Annotated in this window: 14 protein-coding genes; 9 read left to right on the plus strand and 5 right to left on the minus strand. The window is 60.2% G+C overall.

Annotated elements, in window-relative coordinates:
* Positions 1-9 precede the first annotated feature (9 nt).
* Both CKW17_RS18345 and CKW17_RS18350 read right to left on the minus strand, forming a co-directional pair.
* Positions 10-1,311, minus strand: a complete 1,302-nt coding sequence (locus CKW17_RS18345; protein ID WP_095120910.1) for an ATP-binding protein — start codon at positions 1,309-1,311, stop codon at positions 10-12.
* Positions 1,312-1,315: 4 nt separating this feature from the next.
* Positions 1,316-2,017, minus strand: coding sequence for a response regulator transcription factor (locus CKW17_RS18350; RefSeq protein WP_016984459.1), 702 nt, complete (start codon positions 2,015-2,017; stop codon positions 1,316-1,318).
* A gap of 266 nt (positions 2,018-2,283) precedes the next feature.
* Between CKW17_RS18350 and CKW17_RS18355 the strand changes: the two genes are divergently transcribed.
* From CKW17_RS18355 to CKW17_RS18390, 8 genes are all read left to right on the plus strand, one after another.
* Complete coding sequence (locus tag CKW17_RS18355) at positions 2,284-3,441, plus strand: efflux RND transporter periplasmic adaptor subunit (RefSeq protein ID WP_095120911.1); 1,158 nt, start codon at positions 2,284-2,286, stop codon at positions 3,439-3,441.
* A gap of 15 nt (positions 3,442-3,456) precedes the next feature.
* Positions 3,457-6,555, plus strand: coding sequence for an efflux RND transporter permease subunit (locus CKW17_RS18360; protein WP_095120912.1), 3,099 nt, complete (start codon positions 3,457-3,459; stop codon positions 6,553-6,555).
* A gap of 141 nt (positions 6,556-6,696) precedes the next feature.
* On the plus strand, positions 6,697-7,338 hold the full coding sequence (locus tag CKW17_RS18365) for a DUF1345 domain-containing protein (protein WP_007912177.1): 642 nt from the start codon (positions 6,697-6,699) through the stop codon (positions 7,336-7,338).
* 141 nt (positions 7,339-7,479) lie between these two features.
* On the plus strand, positions 7,480-8,508 hold the full coding sequence (locus CKW17_RS18370; protein WP_095120913.1) for a LacI family DNA-binding transcriptional regulator: 1,029 nt from the start codon (positions 7,480-7,482) through the stop codon (positions 8,506-8,508).
* Positions 8,509-8,659: 151 nt separating this feature from the next.
* Positions 8,660-9,442 carry a sugar phosphate isomerase/epimerase gene (locus CKW17_RS18375; RefSeq protein WP_095120914.1) on the plus strand — a complete coding sequence of 261 codons (783 nt, stop codon included), beginning with the start codon at positions 8,660-8,662 and terminating at the stop codon, positions 9,440-9,442.
* Positions 9,435-10,433 carry a sugar kinase gene (locus tag CKW17_RS18380; protein WP_095120915.1) on the plus strand — a complete coding sequence of 333 codons (999 nt, stop codon included), beginning with the start codon at positions 9,435-9,437 and terminating at the stop codon, positions 10,431-10,433. The genes CKW17_RS18375 and CKW17_RS18380 overlap by 8 nt, the downstream gene beginning before the upstream one ends.
* An 81-nt stretch (positions 10,434-10,514) precedes the next feature.
* Positions 10,515-11,813 carry an MFS transporter gene (locus tag CKW17_RS18385; RefSeq protein ID WP_095120916.1) on the plus strand — a complete coding sequence of 433 codons (1,299 nt, stop codon included), beginning with the start codon at positions 10,515-10,517 and terminating at the stop codon, positions 11,811-11,813.
* Positions 11,814-11,826: 13 nt separating this feature from the next.
* A complete protein-coding gene (locus tag CKW17_RS18390) occupies positions 11,827-12,804 on the plus strand; it encodes a D-glycerate dehydrogenase (protein ID WP_095120917.1) in 978 nt (325 codons plus the stop codon).
* A 131-nt stretch (positions 12,805-12,935) separates the two neighbouring features.
* On the opposite strand, the gene CKW17_RS18395 is transcribed toward CKW17_RS18390, so the two are convergent.
* Positions 12,936-14,123, minus strand: coding sequence for a pyridoxal phosphate-dependent aminotransferase (locus CKW17_RS18395; RefSeq protein ID WP_095120918.1), 1,188 nt, complete (start codon positions 14,121-14,123; stop codon positions 12,936-12,938).
* A gap of 232 nt (positions 14,124-14,355) precedes the next feature.
* Here CKW17_RS18395 and CKW17_RS18400 point away from each other — a divergent pair, with 232 nt between their 5' ends.
* Complete coding sequence (locus CKW17_RS18400; protein ID WP_095120919.1) at positions 14,356-15,087, plus strand: hypothetical protein; 732 nt, start codon at positions 14,356-14,358, stop codon at positions 15,085-15,087.
* 69 nt (positions 15,088-15,156) lie between these two features.
* On the opposite strand, the gene CKW17_RS18405 is transcribed toward CKW17_RS18400, so the two are convergent.
* Positions 15,157-16,782, minus strand: a complete 1,626-nt coding sequence (locus CKW17_RS18405; protein WP_095120920.1) for a methyl-accepting chemotaxis protein — start codon at positions 16,780-16,782, stop codon at positions 15,157-15,159.
* Positions 16,783-16,983: 201 nt separating this feature from the next.
* A complete protein-coding gene (locus CKW17_RS18410) occupies positions 16,984-18,126 on the minus strand; it encodes a glycerate kinase (protein ID WP_095120921.1) in 1,143 nt (380 codons plus the stop codon).
* Positions 18,127-18,221 lie beyond the last annotated feature (95 nt).

Genomic DNA, 18,221 nt, shown 5'->3' on the forward strand with positions numbered 1-18,221 from the left:
GCATGAAGTTCAGGCGTTAGTGGGCAACCACAGCCGAAACCGCGCACCGCCCAACGGCGAAGACTCAACCGTCAACGTGCCACCCTGCGCTTCCAGTGCACGGCGACTGATCGCCAGGCCCAGGCCAAAACCACCGGTCGCCCGATCCCGGCTGCGATCCAGTCGATAGAAAGGCTCGAAAATCCGCTCACGCTCGTCATCGGGAATCCCGATGCCGTCATCATCGACCCAGATCTCACAGCCCTCGGCATTGACCTGCACGCCAATCTGAATGCGTTTCTCGCAATAGCGCATGGCGTTGCGCAGCAGATTCTGGATCGCCCGCGCGGTCAGGCGTGGATCGAGCGAAAACCGCTCCAATTGACCGTGGAGCAACACGTCGATGACGATCTCCGGCGATTCCAGCTCTTCATCGACACTGCCCAGAATGCTGTCGATGAACTCATCCAGCGATACCTCGACCTGCTCTGGCATTTGCGCCGGGTTCTGCAAGCGACTGTATGACAACAGCTCCAACACCAACTCATCGAGTTCGCGGATATGCGCGACCAGTCCCAGCAAGCGCTCGCGACTGGCAGCCGGCAAATCGTCCGAGAGCGCCAGCGCCAGACCGAAATCCAGCCGCGTCAACGGCGTGCGCAGTTCGTGGGAGACCGCATTGAGCAAGTCACGTTGCTGATTGAGCAGATTTTCGATATCGCCGGCCATGGTGTCGAAGACGTTGGCAAGGCTGCCGATGTTGGAACTCGGGGCAATTTCCGTGCGTTCGCTCAAATGGCCCTTGCCGAAGCGTTCGGCGGTACCTTTGAGCCGTTCCAGATCACGCCAGTGCGGGCGCAGCCACATCAGCAGGCAAGCGAGCAGCGTGGCGCCGACCAATACGTTGATGCTCCAGTACAACAGATTGACGTCCATCGGGTCCGGCGGCACGACCATTTGCACCGCCGAGATGTCGTCCAGCGGCGTCACCGCCAGCGTGCGCCAGCCCCAATCGCCAATGCGCACGACGTTTTCACCGCGCCGTAGGCGCTCCTGCTCGATCGCGGTGAACTGGGCATCGTCGATCCGCGCGAGAACGATGTGCAGCGGCTGGAAATCCTTGTCCATCGACGCCGCCAGCGCCGGCCACTGCGCTTGCGGCACCGCGTGAAACTGCCGGGTGATCAGCGATTGCAGTCCGCGCGAATAGTCCAGGTTGTAAGTGACGAAGCGCTCGCGGAACGCCATGACCACCAGATCCGGCACCAGATAGATCGCCGCACTGTAGGAGACGATCGTCACCAGATACAGGCGAAACAGGATGCGAAACATCAGCTCAGCATTCCCACTCGGAACGGCTGAACAGATAGCCCTTGCCCCACACGGTCTTGATCTTGCGTGCCTCGCCAGCGTGGTCATCGAACTTGCGACGCAGCTTGGAAATCGCCACGTCCACCGAGCGGTCGGTGCCGTTGAACTCGATACCGCGCAGGCGTTGCAGAATCTGGTCGCGGCTCAACACTTCACCGGCGTGTCGCGCCAGCACCACGAGCAAGTTGTATTCGCCACTGGACAACTCGACCGGTTGATCGCGCCACGTCACGGTGCGTTCGGACAGGTCGATGCACAGATTACCCATGACGATGCGGTCGTTGACGGTCAACGGTTCACCGAGGCTGCTGCGGCGCAACAAGGTGCGCACACGCGCCAGCAAGACCCGAGGCTCGCAAGGTTTGGTGACGTAATCGTCGGCGCCCATTTCCAGACCCAGCACTTGATCGTGGCTATCGTCGCGGGCGGTGAGCATCAGGATTGGCAATGTTGCCGAATCGGCGCGCAGTAAACGACAGACTTGCAGACCATCAAGCCCTGGCAGCATCAAGTCGAGAATCACCAGATCCGGCGGATTGACTCGCGCCCGCTCGCGCACATGGTCGCCACGGCCGATCACGCTGACGGAATAACCGTTGCGTTCCAGGTAGCTGGAAATCAGTTCGGCGAGGGCGGTGTCGTCTTCGACCAGGAGGATGTTGGGCATGGGGTGATCCAGAAAGTGCTGTGGCGACCGATACGGCCCATTCGCGAGCAGGCTCGCTCCCACACTGGGAATGCGATTCCTTGTGGGAGCGAGCCTGCTCGCGAAAGCTATCTATCTGTCGCAATAAATTTCAAGACCTGAAGGATATACGCCCTCGCCCATCCCTGAGCAAAACCCTTACACAATTTCACACAGCGCCTACAAAGCTTCACCGCTAATCTCGGCGTCTGCCCGTAGGATGCGGACATCAATATTGGGGGTTGTACATGTCGAACAAACTGCTGGCCGGGCTCGGCCTGATCGCGATGGCGCTGACGCTGAGCGCCTGTGATTCGTCCTCGAAGGCAGAGGATCAGACGCCACCGGCCACGGTGCGCATCGAGACGATCGAAGCGCATCCCCTGACGATCAGCAGCGAACTCAGCGGCCGCATCGCTGCGCCACGCATCGCCGAAGTGAGGGCACGGGTTGCCGGCGTGGTCTTGCAGCGCACCTTCCGCGAAGGCAGCGACGTGAAAAAGGGCGACGTGCTGTTCCGCATCGACCCGGCGCCATTCAAGGCTGACCTCGACAGCGCCGAAGCCGCGTTGCGCAAGGCAGAAGCCAATGCCTTCCAGGCCAAACTGCAAGAGCAGCGCTATGCCCAGTTGATCGATGACCAGGCCATTAGCGGCCAGGACTACGACAACGCCCGCGCCAATGCCCGGCAAACTGCCGCTGACGTTGCGGCCAACAAGGCTGCCGTCGAACGCGCAAAACTGAACCTCGGTTACGCCACCGTCACCGCGCCGATTTCCGGGCGTGTTGGCCGCGCACTGGTGACCGAAGGCGCACTGGTCGGGCAGAACGAAACTACGCCGCTGACACTGATTCAGCAGCTCAACCCGATCCACGCCGACCTCACCCAGTCGACCCGTGAACTCAACGAATTGCGCCGCGCGTTCCGCTCCGGGCAGTTGCAGGAAGTCGGCCAGGATCAGGTCAAAGCCACGCTGATTCAGGATGACGGCAGCCTGTATCCGCTGCCGGGCAAGCTGCTGTTCAGCGACATCACTGTCGACCCGGGCACTGGCCAGATCATCCTGCGCAGCGAATTCCCCAACCCGGATCTCGACTTGCTGCCAGGCAGTTTCATCCGTGTGCGCCTCGAGCAGGCAACTATCCAGAACGGCATCACCGTACCGCAACGTGCCGTGCAGCGTGACAGCGCCGGCATTGCTCAGGTGCTGACCGTCGATGAGCAGATGCGCGTCGCCGAGCAACCGGTGCAACTGGGCGCGGTGCAGAACAATCGCTGGATCGTCACCGGCGGCCTCAAGCCCGGCGACCGCATCGTCATCGAAGGCCTGCAACACGCCCGCCCCGGCGAAACCGTGCAGATCGATGACACCCCTCTTCCACTTGCCCAGACCTCTGGTCAGTAAGCAGGACGCTTTTCTATGCCGCAGTTCTTTATCGACCGCCCGGTGTTTGCCTGGGTCGTCGCATTGTTCATCCTGTTGGCCGGTGCGCTGGCCATCCCGCAGTTGCCGGTGGCGCAATACCCCGACGTCGCCCCGCCGCAGATCGAAATCTACGCCGTGTATCCCGGCGCCTCGGCGCAGACCGTCGATGAAAGCGTTGTCAGCCTGATCGAGGAAGAGCTCAACGGCGCCGATCACCTGCTGTATTTCGAATCGCAAAGCAGCCTCGGCAGCGCGACGATCAAAGCCACGTTCCAGCCGGGCACCAACCCGGAACTGGCGCAGGTCGACGTGCAAAACCGCCTCAAGGTGGTCGAGTCGCGCCTGCCGCAAGCGGTCAATCAGCAAGGTTTGCAGGTCGAAAAAGTCTCGTCCGGCTTCCTCTTGCTGATCACCCTGACCTCCAGCGACGGCAAGCTCGATGACGTAGCGCTCAGTGATTATCTGGCGCGTAATGTGATGAACGAGATCAAGCGTCTGGACGGTGTCGGCAAGGCGCAGTTGTATGGCGCCGAGCGGGCCATGCGCATCTGGATCGATCCGCAGAAGCTGATCGCGTTCAACCTGACACCGGCTGACGTCAATGAAGCCATCGTCGCGCAGAACGCTCAGGTGTCTGCCGGCAGCATCGGTGATCTGCCCAATCCGTCGAGCCAGGAAATCACCGCGACCATTCTGGTGAAAGGTCAGTTATCGACGCCGCAAGAGTTTGCCGACATTGTCCTCAAAGCCAATCGCGACGGATCTACCGTGCGCATCGGTGATGTGGCGCGGGTCGAGATTGGCAGTCAGGAATACCAGTTCGGTACGCGCCTAAACGGTAAGCCGTCCACCGCCGTCGGCGTGCAGTTGTCGCCGGGTGCCAACGCACTGAACACCGCAACCCTGGTGCGGGCGAAGATGGATGAGCTGTCGCGCTACTTCCCGGTGGGCGTGGAATACAAGATCCCGTACGACACTTCGCCGTTCGTCAAAGTCTCGATCACCAAAGTGATTTACACCCTGGGCGAGGCGATGTTGCTGGTGTTCGCGGTGATGTTCCTGTTCCTGCAGAACGTGCGCTACACGCTGATCCCGACACTGGTGGTGCCGGTGGCGTTGATGGGTACGTTCGCGACCATGCTCGCGCTGGGCTTCTCGATCAACGTGCTGACCATGTTCGGCATGGTGCTGGCCATCGGCATTCTGGTCGACGACGCGATTGTCGTGGTCGAGAACGTCGAGCGGATCATGGCCACCGAGGGTCTGTCGCCCAAGGAAGCCACGCGCAAGGCCATGACGCAGATCACCGGCGCAATCATCGGCATCACCCTGGTGCTGGTCGCGGTGTTTATTCCGATGGCGTTCATGCAAGGTTCGGTCGGGGAGATTTACCAGCAGTTCTCGCTGTCGATGGCGACGTCGATTCTGTTCTCGGCGTTCCTCGCGCTGACCCTGACACCGGCATTGTGCGCGACGCTGCTCAAGCCTATCGCCAAAGGTGAGCATCACGAGAAGTCCGGGTTCTTCGGCTGGTTCAACCGCCGCTTCGAGCACCTGACCGATCGCTATCAGGGCTGGGTCGGCTATGCGCTGAAACGCAGTGGTCGTTACCTGCTGATCTACGTTGTGCTGTTGGTAGGACTGGGGCTGTGCTTCGCGCGTCTGCCCTCCTCGTTCCTGCCGGTGGAAGATCAGGGTTACACCATCACTGACATTCAGTTGCCGCCCGGTGCGACCAAGAATCGTACGGTGGCCGTGGCTGAACAGCTCGAAGCGCATAACGCCGGCGAGCCGGGGATCAGTGACACGGTGGTGATTCTCGGTTTCAGCTTCTCCGGTAGCGGCCAGAACGCGGCACTGACGTTCTCGACACTGAAGGACTGGTCGCAGCGCAGCAGTGATGATGCGGCCAGCTCGATTGCCGATCGCGCCAATATCGCCCTGAGTGAAATCAAGGACGCCATGGCGTTCTCGGTGTTGCCTCCGCCCGTGGACGGCCTCGGCACGTCGAGCGGCTTCGAGTTCCGTTTGCAGGATCGCGGCGGCCTCGGCCATGCGACCTTGATGCAGGCACGTACTGAGTTGCTGGCTGCCGCCGAGAAAAGCCCGGTGCTGATGAACGTGCGTGAAAGCGCGTTGGCCGAAGCGCCGCAAGTGCAACTGATCGTGGATCGTAAACAGGCGAATGCCTTGGGCGTCTCGTTTGCCGATATTGGCAACGTGCTGTCCACTGCCGTCGGTTCCAGCTACATCAACGATTTTCCCAATCAGGGGCGCATGCAACGCGTTGTCGTGCAAGCCGAAGGCGATCAACGCAGCCAGGTCGCCGATCTGCTGAAAATGCATGTGCGCAACAACGCCGGGCACATGGTGCCGCTGTCGGCGTTCGTCCAGGCCAACTGGATTCAGGGCCCGGCGCAATTGACCCGTTACAACGGTTATCCGGCAATCGCGATTTCCGGCGAACCATCACCGGGGCACAGTACCGGTGAAGCCATGGCGGAAATTGAACGTCTGGTGGCGCAGGGGCCGAAAGGTCTGGGCCAGGAATGGACCGGTCTGTCGTTGCAGGAACGCTTGTCCGGCAATCAGGCACCGATCCTGCTCGGTTTGTCGCTATTGGTGGTGTTCCTGTGTCTGGCGGCGCTGTACGAGAGTTGGTCGATTCCGACCTCGGTGTTGCTGGTGGTGCCGCTGGGCGTGCTCGGCGCGGTGCTGGCCGTGACGCTGCGCGGAATGCCCAACGATGTGTTCTTCAAGGTTGGCCTGATCACCATCATCGGTCTGTCGGCGAAGAACGCGATCCTGATCATCGAGTTCGCCAAGAGCCTGTATGACGAAGGTCACGATCTGATCGATGCGACGTTGCAGGCAGCACGTTTGCGTCTGCGGCCGATTGTAATGACCTCGCTGGCGTTCATTCTTGGCGTTGTGCCGCTTGCGATTGCCACTGGAGCAAGCTCGGCGAGCCAACAGGCGATCGGTACTGGCGTGATCGGCGGGATGATTACCGCAACGCTGGCAGTCATCTTCGTACCTGTCTTCTTCGTGGTGGTCATGAAGCTCGTACAACGATTCACCAAACCCCGCTGATCCAAACTGTAGGAGCTGCCGCAGGCTGCGATCTTTTGACTTTGCTTTTAGAAGATCAAAAGATCGCAGCCTTCGGCAGCTCCTACAAAACCAGGGTTGCGTACGCTATGGTGCAGAGACAGTTCACCAACGTGAGTCCCCATGCGCTTCCTCGCCCGCACCCACCCTCGCCTGTCTGCCGCCGCCCTCCTCGGCCTTGCCACCGGTCTCCTGGTCCCCGCCGATTCCATCGTCAGCAAAATCCTCATCGGCTGGAACGCTGGCGTCTGGACTTACCTGATCCTGATGTTCTGGCTGACCGTGCGCGCCAAGGCTCCGGACGTCAAACGCATCGCTGAAGTCGAAGACGAAAATGCCGGGCTGGTGCTGTTCGTGGTGTGCATCGCCGCACTGGCGAGTTTGGCGACCATCACCTTCGAGCTGGCTGGCAGCAAGGACCTGGAAACCACGCGCAAATTGCTGCACTACGGTTTCACCGCGCTGACGGTGATCGGCTCGTGGCTGCTGATCGGGGTGATTTTCTGCGTGCACTACGCCAGGTTGTATTACACCTGGAATGGCAAAGAGCCGGCGTTGCGCTTCGCCGAGGGGCTGACGACCCCCAACTATTGGGACTTCTTGTACTTCTCCTTCACCATCGGCGTGGCCGTACAGACTGCAGATGTCGGCGTGGCCACCCGCGATATCCGCAAAATCGTCTTGGCGCAATCGTTGATCGGATTCGTGTTCAACACCGCGATTCTGGGATTTTCGATCAATATCGCCGCGGGTTTGTTCGGCTGACGCGACCCCGCCCGTCGGCGGCACAAAGATCGCTGGTGATCATTCACTTGACGGAAGATTTGTTTTTGGTGTTTCCTGAAACCGGTTTCAGCGCTGCATTCAGACGTTGAGCCTATAAATCCAATAACAAGGTTTCAGACCGTGAACGACTTCTCCGCCGCCCAGCGCAGCCGCGTGACCATGCTCGATGTCGCCGAGCGCGCTGGGGTGTCCAAGGCCAGCGTTTCGCGCTTTATCGGCGATGACCGCGCCCTGCTCTCCGATACCATTGCCCTGCGCATCGAGCAGGCCATCGCGGAACTCGGCTATCGCCCCAACCAGATGGCTCGCGGTCTGAAACGCGGTCGCACGCGCCTGATCGGCATGCTGGTGGCCGATATCCGCAACCCTTATTCGATTGCCGTGATGCACGGGGTGGAAACCGCCTGCCGTGCGCACGGCTACAGCCTGGTGGTGTGCAACACCGACCGCGATGACGAGCAGGAACGCCAGCACTTGGCGCTGTTGCGCTCGTACAACATCGAGGGGCTGATCGTGAACACGCTGGGGCATCATCGCGACGAGTTGCACGAGTTGCGCCGCGAGATGCCGCTGGTGCTGGTGGATCGCAAGGTCGACGGGCTGGACAGCGACATGGTTGGGCTGAATAACCCGCAAGCGGTGCAGATGGCCCTCGCGCACCTTGAACAACGTGGCTATCGGGATCTGCTGTTGGTGACCGAACTGTACGACGGCACCAGTTCGCGGATTGAGCGGGTCAGCAGTTTTCAGGCGCAGATTGCGCAGCGCTCGGGGCTGACCGGGGCGGTGCTGGAAACCGGCGATGATCTGAACGCGCAACTTCAAACCTTTTTAAACACACCCGGTAATGGTCCGAAAGCGCTGTTTTGCGCCAATGGCGTAGCGGCGCTGGCTGCGACGACTGCGTTACGCCAAATGGGTTGCCGATTGTTCGAGGACGTCGGGCTGATCGCCCTGGATGATCTGGATTGGTATCCGCTGGTGGGCAGCGGGATTACCGCGCTGGCTCAGCCGACGGCAGAGATTGGTGCGCGGGCGTTTGAGTGTCTGCTCAAGCGCTTGCGTGGGGATGATGAGGTAGCGCGGGTGGTGGATTTTGCGCCGGTGCTGGTTGAGCGTGGGTCGACCCGTGAGGTTGGTGGTGTTTGATCTGACGCCTTCGCGAGCAGGCTCGCTCCCACAGGTGACCGCGTTCCAAATGTGGGAGCGAGCCTGCTCGCGAAGGCGCCCTAAAGGACAACACAGAAACACCTGATATTTTTTTGAACAAAAATGAAACCGGTTTCAGAGGTCAATAACAATGAATAAACCCGCCGTTTCCATCAGTCTGTCCAGCTACGGCGCCGAGCTTGTGCGCCAGCGCGGGCAGGATGCTTTCATCGATGTTCTGGCAGCGGCCGGGGCGAATCGCATTGAGTGGCGTGAAGAGCTGCTGACGCGTGAAGACCCTACGCAACTGGCTCAGGCCACGCTAGCGCAGGGTCTGCAAAGCATCTATTCCTCGCCCACCGAACTCTGGCTGGCCGGCCAGTCACGCCCCAATCCCGAGCTGATCACCGCGCTGCAACAGGCCGAAGCGTTCGGATCGAAATGGTTGAAGGTTTCTCTCGGCTACTTCACCGATAACAATGATCTGCAAGCCCTGGGCGAACGCTTGAAACTCAGCCCGGTGCAGTTGCTGGTGGAGAACGACCAGACCTTGCATGGCGGTCGGATCGAGCCGTTTCAGCGCTTCTTCGCCGCCGTCGAGCAGCACAGCTTGCCGATCAAGATGACCTTCGACATCGGCAACTGGCAGTGGCAGGACCAGTCCGCCGCCAGCGCCGCGCGCTTGCTTGGCCGGCATGTCGGTTATGTCCACTGTAAAGCCGTGGCCCGCCGCCCCGACGGCAAACTGGTGGCGGTGCCGCCGGCGGTCAGTGACCTGCATCTGTGGGAACAACTGTTGCGACACATGGCCCAAGGCGTTATGCGCGCCGCCGAATACCCATTGCAGGGCGAAGATCTGGTGCAACTGACCACCGAGCACGTTGCCGCCCTCGCCCGCCTCGGCCAATCCCGCCTGGAGCCTGCGCATGTCTGAGATCGATATTCTTTCGTTCGGCGAAACCATGGCGATGCTGGTCGCCGAGCAGACCGGTGATCTGGCGGCGGTCGAGCACTTCCACAAACGTATTGCCGGAGCGGACAGTAATGTCGCGATCGGGCTATCGCGGCTGGGTTTCAACGTCGCGTGGCTGAGCCGGGTCGGCAATGATTCGCTCGGGCGCTTTGTGGTGCAGACCTTGATCAAGGAAGGTCTGGATTGCAGCCACGTCGACGTCGATAAACAGCACCCGACCGGGTTCCAGTTCAAATCGCGCAACGACGATGGCAGCGACCCGCAGGTCGAGTATTTCCGACGCGGTTCGGCGGCCAGTCATCTGTCGCCACAGTCGATCACGGCCAGTTTGCTGAGCGCTCGGCATCTGCACGCCACCGGCATTCCTCCAGCGCTCTCTGCTTCGGCGCGGGAGATGTCTTTCGAACTGATGACGCGCATGCGCAATGCCGGGCGCAGCGTCTCGTTCGACCCCAATCTGCGCCCGAGCCTGTGGGCCAGCGAGCGCGAAATGATCAGCGCGATCAACCGCCTCGCCGCCCTCGCCCATTGGGTGTTGCCGGGGTTGAGCGAAGGTCGCTTGCTGACTGGTTTTGACGATCCGGCGGACATTGCGGCGTTTTATCTCGATCAAGGTGCGGAAGCGGTGGCGATCAAACTCGGGCCGGAAGGCGCTTATTACCGAACGCATCTGGCGTCGGGATTTGTCGCCGGTGTGCCGGTGGCCAATGTCGTCGACACAGTCGGTGCCGGTGATGGTTTTGCAGTGGGGATGATCAGCGCCCTGCTCGAACAGCAGAGTTTTGCCGAGGCGGTGCAGCGCGCGAACTGGATTGGCAGTCGGGCGGTGCAGAGTCGCGGGGATATGGAAGGGTTGCCGACCCGGGCAGAACTTGATCGATCGTTCCCACGCTCCAGCGTGGGAATGCATACCGTGACGCTCCGCGTCACAGAGGACGCGGAGCGTCCTTAGAGGCGTTCCCACGCAGAGCGTGGGAACGAGAAGTTGTTTGAACCTGCTGCGACAAAAACAACAAGCTCAGGAGCAAGACCCATGAAAACCGCAACTCTCGCCACCCGCCGCTGGTGGTACATCATGCCGATTGTGTTCATCACCTATAGCCTGGCGTATCTGGATCGCGCCAACTACGGTTTCGCCGCTGCATCGGGCATGGCCGAAGACCTGATGATCACCCCGGGCCTGTCATCACTGCTCGGTGCACTGTTCTTTCTCGGTTACTTCTTCTTCCAGGTACCCGGTGCGATCTACGCGCAAAAACACAGCGTGAAGAAGCTGATTTTTGTCAGCCTGATTCTCTGGGGCGGTCTCGCCACGTTGACCGGCGTGGTCTCCAATGCCTATTGGCTGATCGTCATTCGCTTCATGCTCGGCGTCGTCGAAGCGGCAGTGATGCCGGCGATGCTGGTCTATCTGTGTCATTGGTTCACCCGCGCCGAACGCTCGCGGGCCAACACTTTTCTGATTCTCGGCAACCCAGTGACGATGCTGTGGATGTCAGTGGTTTCGGGCTATCTGGTGCAGCATTTCAGCTGGCGCTGGATGTTCATCATCGAAGGCCTGCCGGCGGTGCTGTGGGCGTTTATCTGGTGGCGTCTGGCCGATGATCGTCCGTCCGAGGCCAAGTGGCTCAACGACCAGGAAAAGCAGGATCTGGAAAGCGCACTCGCCGCTGAACAGGTCGGCATCAAAGCGGTGAAGAACTACGCCGAGGCGTTCCGTTCACCGAAGGTGATCATTCTCGCGCTGCAGTTTTTCTGCTGGAGCATCGGTGTTTACGGCTTTGTGCTGTGGCTGCCGTCGATCCTCAAGGCCGGCGCGCAAATGGACATGATCGAAGCCGGCTGGCTGTCGGCGCTGCCGTATCTGGCGGCGGTGATCGGCATGCTCGTGGTGTCGTGGGGTTCGGACAAGTTGCAGAAGCGCAAACGCTTTGTCTGGCCGCCGCTGCTGATCGCGTCCATTGCGTTTTACGGTTCTTACGCACTGGGTGCCGAACACTTCTGGTGGTCGTACACGCTGCTGGTGATTGCCGGCGCGTGCATGTACGCACCTTACGGGCCGTTCTTTGCCATCGTCCCGGAGATTCTGCCCGCCAACGTTGCCGGTGGCGCGATGGCGCTGATCAACAGCATGGGCGCGCTCGGTTCGTTCGGCGGTTCGTATCTGGTCGGTTATTTGAACAGCTCCACCGGTTCGCCCGGTGCTTCGTATCTGCTGATGAGCGGCGCGTTGCTGTTGTCGGTGGTGCTGACGATTTTTCTCAAGCCCGGCGCCAGTGATCGCGTCGTCGCCAAAGCCGTTGCCACGCGTGCCGTGCCAGCGCATTCCTGAAGAGACTTTTGCCATGAAAAAACAGGTCGTGTTGTACAAGAAACTTTCGCCTGCGCTGATGGCGCGTTTGCAAGAACAGTGCGAAGTGACGCTGATCAATAGCCTCGACGCCGACGGTCTGATGCAACTGCGCGATGCCCTGCCCCGTGCCCATGGTTTGCTCGGCGCCAGCCTGAAGCTCGATGCCGCGTTGCTCGATCTGGCGCCGCAGCTTGAAGCTATCGCCAGTGTTTCGGTGGGTGTCGACAACTACGACATCGATTACCTGAGCCAACGCAGGATCCTGCTGAGCAACACCCCGGACGTGCTCACCGAAACCACCGCCGACACCGGTTTCGCCTTGATCCTCGCCGCCGCCCGGCGCGTGGTCGAACTGGCGAACATGGTGCGCAGCGGGCAATGGAGCCGCAATATCGGCCCGGCGCATTTCGGCACCGATGTGCATGGCAAGACGCTGGGCATCATCGGCATGGGCCGCATCGGCGAAGCATTGGCGCAGCGCGGGCATTTCGGGTTTGGAATGCCGGTGATCTATCACAGCCAGTCGCGTAAACCGGCGGTCGAGGCGCGTTTCGATGCGCAGTATCGCAGCCTTGAAGACTTGCTCAAGCAGGCCGATTTTATTTGCCTGACCTTGCCGCTGACGGCGCAGACCGAAGGCTTGATCGGCGCCGAGCAGTTCGCGCTGATGCGCCCGGACAGCATCTTCATCAATATCTCGCGGGGCAAGGTGGTCGATGAGGCGGCGATGGTCGATGCGCTGCGTCATCAGCGGATTCGTGCGGCGGGGCTGGATGTGTTTGAGCGTGAACCGTTGAATCATGATTCGCCGCTGTTGCAGCTGAATAATGTGGTGGCGACACCGCACATGGGCTCGGCGACGCATGAGACGCGTGAGGCGATGGCGCGGTGTGCGGTGGAGAATCTGTTGGCGGCGTTGAGTGGGGAGAAACCGGCGAATCTGGTGAATCCATCGGCCTGGCAGGGCTGAGACCTGATCGTTCCCACGCTCTGCGTGGGAATGCAGCCCGGGACGCTCTGCGTCCCTTCTGGAAGCTGGAACGCGGAGCGTCCCTTGAGGCATTCCTTTGCTGCGCGTGGGAACGATCAATCGGTGAAGTGTCAGGCACTACGCGCCTGCAGAAGCTGCGCCGCACACAGCGCAATCCGCGCACAGGCATCCGCCAGTTTCACCCGGTCCAGCACCAGCCCGATGCGAATATGCCCCGCCGCACTCGGCCCGAACGCTTCACCGGCAAGCACCGACACGCCATAGCCCTCCAGCAACCGTTCGGCAAACGCCTGTGCGCCGAGACCGGTCTGGCGCACATCAACCATCACAAACATGCCGCCATCCGGACGGATCGGGTACAGCCCCGGACAACCGCTTAGACGTTCGCAAACCAGATCCCGACGCAGGCGATACTCCTCGCGCATCTGCGTCACCTCCGGCAAATCGCTTTCCAACGCAATCTCTGCGGCTTTCTGCACAAAATCCGGCAGCCCGAACAACATGCTCAGCGACAAATTGACCAAATGCTCGGCCAGCGATTTCGGCCCGATCATCCAGCCGATGCGCCACCCGGTCATGGCGTGGGATTTCGACAGGCTGTTGATCGTCGCCGTGCGTTCAGCCATGCCCGGCAGACTCGCCGGGCTGACGTGCTGACCTTCATAAAGCAGCTCGCTGTAAACCTCGTCGCTGATCAGCCACAAATCATGGCGCACGCACAGTGCCGCCAGTTCTTGCCAGATCAGCAGTGACAGGCTCGCGCCAGACGGATTGTTCGGACTGTTCAACAGCATGGCGCGGGTTTTCGGCGTGATGCGCGCAGCGACATCGACCGGGTCGACGCGAAAACCGTTTTCCGGGCGTACCGGCACCGGCACCACCGTCGCGCCGCAAGCGCCAAACACGCCTTCGTAGGTGACATACATCGGTTCGGCAACAATCACTTCATCGCCCGGATCCAGCAAGCATTGCGCCACCGAATACACCGCGCATTGCGCGCCGGGCATGACGATCACATGGTCGGCATCCACCGCTTGGCCGCTGCGTCGACGATGGCGTTCGGCAATCAGCGTGCGCAGCGCCAAACGGCCACGTACTTCGGAATAATGGGTATCGCCAGCGAGCAAGCTGTCGATCGCGCCGTGGACAATCGGCAGGGGTGTGTCGAAATCCGGATCGCCAATGCTCAGCAGCAGGATATCGACACCCTCGGCGCGCAACTCCAGCGCTCGGTCGTGAATCTGCCAGGCGGCGGCTCCTTCTCCGGCGATTCGTTGGGTCAAGGCTGAATAGCGCATGTACGTCTCCTGATTGCGCGGTCTCCAGCCTTCACCGTATCTCAAATCACGAAACGCGCCAGCCGTTTTGTCCGCAAGATGGATTTGAAGAAAAACTTCGTACTGTGCTCGATTTCCGGTCGGATGCCTACCTGTCAGAGTTGACAGTAGACCAATTTCAAGAACGCCCTCTTAATTAACCTGCGAAAACATTTGCAGGTCTTTCTTATCGAAACAACGGAGCGTTAAAACGATGACAAATCTTAATGAAGAAATTCTCGAACTGGCCCCACCGGCAATCCCCGCCGCGTTAGTAAACTTTCCTGACAGTCAAGTTAACTTGTTGCCATTGAGTGCGTTGGCAGCCCCCCTGCAATTATTGATTCAGAAATGGCCAGGTTCAGATAATCCACTAAACGTACCCGTAACATTGATACTGCTCTTAAACGGGAAGAGAGTGGCAAACTTTAATTTCGTGACGCCTATTGATCCAGCGCTTTTCCCATTTGCAGTCCATATCCCCGAGCACTACCTGCAAAATGAAGGTGTACACCAGGTTTCATACATAGTGAATACAGCAGGGAATCCAGAGACGTCAGAGAGCACGCCTTTTACGATCGATGTAACAGCTCCAAACTACGGCAGTCCTGGAGAAATTGTACGGTTTCCGCAAGAGGTCATCAGTGACGGGATTACACAGAAGTATCTAGACGAACACGGTGATGAAGTTTTGGTAACCATTCCCCGCTATCTGCAGCAACGAGCCTGCGACAGTATCGAATTTCACTATGACTCACTTACGAATAGTCCTATCATCATTACAACGGTGCATGACTCGAGCTCACCTACTGTTATCAAACTGAGTGGCGAAATTATCCGTGCATATGGCTCCGGCGATAAACTTGCTTTTTACAGGCTTGTAGATCGTGCAGGAAATAAAGGACCGTTCTCAGCTTACGAAAGTATTAAAGTAAACCTTTCTTGAAACAACGATTTGTCAAAACGGGCTGAAGCAATAACCTGTTTCAGCCCACTTCAGACAATTCCGTATTTCTCAAATCACGAAACGCGCCACCATGGCGTTCAAATCCACCGCCAGGCGCGACAATTCGTGGGTCGCAGCGCTGGTCTGATTGGCCCCGGCGGCCGATTGCGTGGCCAGGTCGCGGATGTTGACCAGGTTGCGGTCGACCTCGCGCGAGACTTGCGCCTGTTCTTCCGAGGCGCTGGCGATGACCAGGTTGCGCTCGTTGATCTGGTGGATCGACTGGGTGATCTGCTCCAGCGCAACACCGGCCGCGCGGGCCATTTCCAGAGTGGTCTGGGTGCGCTGGTTGCTTTGCTGCATCGACGAAACCGCTTCGCCGGTACCGTTCTGGATGCCGGCGACCATTTTTTCGATTTCCTGGGTCGACTGCGCGGTGCGATGGGCCAGTGCCCGCACTTCGTCTGCGACCACGGCAAAACCACGTCCGGCTTCACCGGCGCGCGCGGCTTCGATCGCGGCGTTGAGCGCCAGCAGGTTGGTCTGTTCGGCGATGGCACGGATTACGTCGAGCACTTTGCCGATGTCGCGGCCCTGCGCGGCGAGACCTTCGATCATCTGCGCGGTGTTCTGCACGTCGTGGGTCATGGTCTGGATCGCGTCGACGGTTTTCACCACTTGGTCGCGACCTTCACGGGCGGCATGGGTCGACTGGTTCGAGGCTTCCGAAGTCGACACGGCGTTGCGCGCCACTTCCTCGACGGCGGCGGTCATCTCGTTGACGGCGGTGGCGGCTTGTTCGATTTCGTTGTTCTGCTGCTGCAGGCCACGGGAGGCTTCTTCGGTCACCGCGCTGAGCTCTTCGGCAGCAGCGCCCAGTTGCGTGGCGGAACCGGCGATCTGCTCGATGGTTTTGCGCAGGTTGGTTTGCATGGTGGCGAGCGCCTGCAGTAACTGCGTCGCTTCGTCCTTTCCATCGACTTCGATGACCTTGGTGAGGTTGCCGTCAGCAATGGTTTGCGCGGCCTGCACCGCACGGTTCAGCGGCGTAACGATGCTGCGGGTCAGCAACCAGGCCAGTAGCACCGTGGCAATGGCCGCGAAAACGGCGACGATAATGATGCCGGTGATGGCGCTGTCATAATATTGGCCGGCCTGAATCGAAGCGGTTTTCGCGTCGGAAGCATTCATGACGATCAGTTTATTGAGCTGCTCGCCCATCTGGTCGGTACCGTCCTTGATCCGCGTGTTGATCAGGCTGCGCATCTCGTCGAGTTTGTCCTGGCGCGACAGCTCCATCATCTGATTCTGCGCTTGCAGGTAGTTGTCCAGCGTGGTCGCGAAGGTCTGGTACAACGCCCGTTCTTCCGGACTTGCCGGCAGTGCGGCGTAACTGGCCTGCGCGGCGCGAACCTTGTCGACCAGAACGCCGATGCGGGTCTGCGCCTCCTGCAAACCGGCCGCTTCGCGGTTGACCAGCACGCGGAACGACAGAATGCGCAGACGCAGGACGTTTTCTGTCACTACGGCAAGTTGCGTCACGCTGGGAAGTTGCGTCGAATTCATCTCGACGGACGCCTGCCGGATGATCGACATACGGTTGACGGCGAACACGCCGAGCACGATCACCAGCAAGGCGATAAAGGCAAAACCGAGGAAGGCACGGGGCGCGATATTCAGGTTACGCAGGGACATAGTTGAGCTCTCGAAAGATAGAAACTACGAGCGTCCATGCGTCATCACTGGCCCGAGGGGGGCGGGCTCAGTCCGGCGTCACTGTTTTAGGAAGTTATGTGCGCGCCTGTTAGCTGTATCGGCCAGGCTTTAGGAAGATTGCGGGTCAGGGGTAACTATTTTTCAGGGTGTTACAAGATTGAAACACCCTGTAGACCTGTTTCACACGTTGTGTTTCGCCATCTGCCAGACGCGGGCAATATCGGTAGCGCGTTCGCGCAACAAACGTGGTGCTTCGGCGCAGGCCTGCTCCAGCGTCATCGGCCCGCTGGTCACGGCGAACGCCGCATCGATGCCATGATCGTAAAGTTCTTGGTAACCCTCGCCCAAGGTGCCGGCGATGACAATCACCGGTACATCGTGTTGCTTGGCAATCCGCGCCACGCCGAACGGCGTCTTGCCGCGCAAGGTCTGGGCATCGAAGCGCCCTTCCCCGGTGATCACCAGATCGGCACCTTCAACGGCTTCGGCGAGGCCGACCAGTTCGGCAACCACTTCCACCCCGGCTTGAAACTGCGCCCCGAGAAAGGCCTTGGCGGCAAAGCCCAAACCGCCCGCCGCGCCACTGCCCGGTTCGTCGCGAACGTCTTTGCCCAATGCTTGCGCGCACAGTTCGGCGAAGTGGCCCAACGCCTGATCGAGTTGCTGCACCTGCGCCGGCGAGGCGCCTTTCTGCGGGCCGAAAATCGCCGAGGCACCGTGCGGGCCGCACAGCGGGTTGTTCACATCAGCAGCGATGTCGAAGCGCACCTTTGCCAGACGCGGGTCGAGTTCGCTCAGGTCCAGTTGTGCCAGTTGCGCCAACGCCAGGCCGCCAGGTACCAGCGATTGACTCTGCGCATCAAGCAACTTCACGCCCAACGCTTGCATCGCCCCTGCGCCGCCATCGTTGGTCGCACTGCCGCCAATCGCCAGAATTACCCGCTGCGCGCCGGCATCCAGTGCTGCGCGAATCAGTTCGCCGGTGCCGAAAGTGCTGCTGATGCAGGCATCGCGTTGCCCCAGCGGCACCAGTTGCAAGCCGCTGGCCTCGGCCATTTCAATGATTGCGGTGTGGTTGTGCGGCAACCAGCCCCATGCAGCGTCGACAGCTGTGCCCAGCGGGCCGCGCACGCGGGTGCGGCGCAGTTCGCCTTCGCAGGCGGCGAGGATCGATTCGACCGTGCCTTCGCCGCCATCGGCCATCGGGCATTTGACCAGTGTGGCCTGCGGCCAGACCTGGGCCAGGCCAAGGGCAATGGCTTCAGCGACGCCTTGGGCACTCAGGCTGTCCTTGAACGAGTCGGGGGCGATGACGATCTTCATGCGAATTCTCCGGTTGCAATGCCCCTCATGCTGCCAGTCGGCCTGCGTATTGACGCCGGTCCGCTGCACAAGTGGCGGGGGCGTTTATTGTTCAT

It is taken from the genome of Pseudomonas sp. Irchel s3f10, assembly GCF_900187515.1.
GTDB lineage: Bacteria > Pseudomonadota > Gammaproteobacteria > Pseudomonadales > Pseudomonadaceae > Aquipseudomonas > Aquipseudomonas tensinigenes.

Coding starts and splice junctions, on each gene's coding strand:
- CKW17_RS18345 (WP_095120910.1), bottom strand. CDS start 1,311: ATGTTTCGCATCCTGTTTCGCCTGTATCTGGTGACGATCGTCTCCTAC.
- CKW17_RS18350 (WP_016984459.1), bottom strand. CDS start 2,017: ATGCCCAACATCCTCCTGGTCGAAGACGACACCGCCCTCGCCGAACTG.
- CKW17_RS18355 (WP_095120911.1), top strand. CDS start 2,284: ATGTCGAACAAACTGCTGGCCGGGCTCGGCCTGATCGCGATGGCGCTG.
- CKW17_RS18360 (WP_095120912.1), top strand. CDS start 3,457: ATGCCGCAGTTCTTTATCGACCGCCCGGTGTTTGCCTGGGTCGTCGCA.
- CKW17_RS18365 (WP_007912177.1), top strand. CDS start 6,697: ATGCGCTTCCTCGCCCGCACCCACCCTCGCCTGTCTGCCGCCGCCCTC.
- CKW17_RS18375 (WP_095120914.1), top strand. CDS start 8,660: ATGAATAAACCCGCCGTTTCCATCAGTCTGTCCAGCTACGGCGCCGAG.
- CKW17_RS18380 (WP_095120915.1), top strand. CDS start 9,435: ATGTCTGAGATCGATATTCTTTCGTTCGGCGAAACCATGGCGATGCTG.
- CKW17_RS18385 (WP_095120916.1), top strand. CDS start 10,515: ATGAAAACCGCAACTCTCGCCACCCGCCGCTGGTGGTACATCATGCCG.
- CKW17_RS18390 (WP_095120917.1), top strand. CDS start 11,827: ATGAAAAAACAGGTCGTGTTGTACAAGAAACTTTCGCCTGCGCTGATG.
- CKW17_RS18395 (WP_095120918.1), bottom strand. CDS start 14,123: ATGCGCTATTCAGCCTTGACCCAACGAATCGCCGGAGAAGGAGCCGCC.
- CKW17_RS18400 (WP_095120919.1), top strand. CDS start 14,356: ATGACAAATCTTAATGAAGAAATTCTCGAACTGGCCCCACCGGCAATC.
- CKW17_RS18405 (WP_095120920.1), bottom strand. CDS start 16,782: ATGTCCCTGCGTAACCTGAATATCGCGCCCCGTGCCTTCCTCGGTTTT.
- CKW17_RS18410 (WP_095120921.1), bottom strand. CDS start 18,126: ATGAAGATCGTCATCGCCCCCGACTCGTTCAAGGACAGCCTGAGTGCC.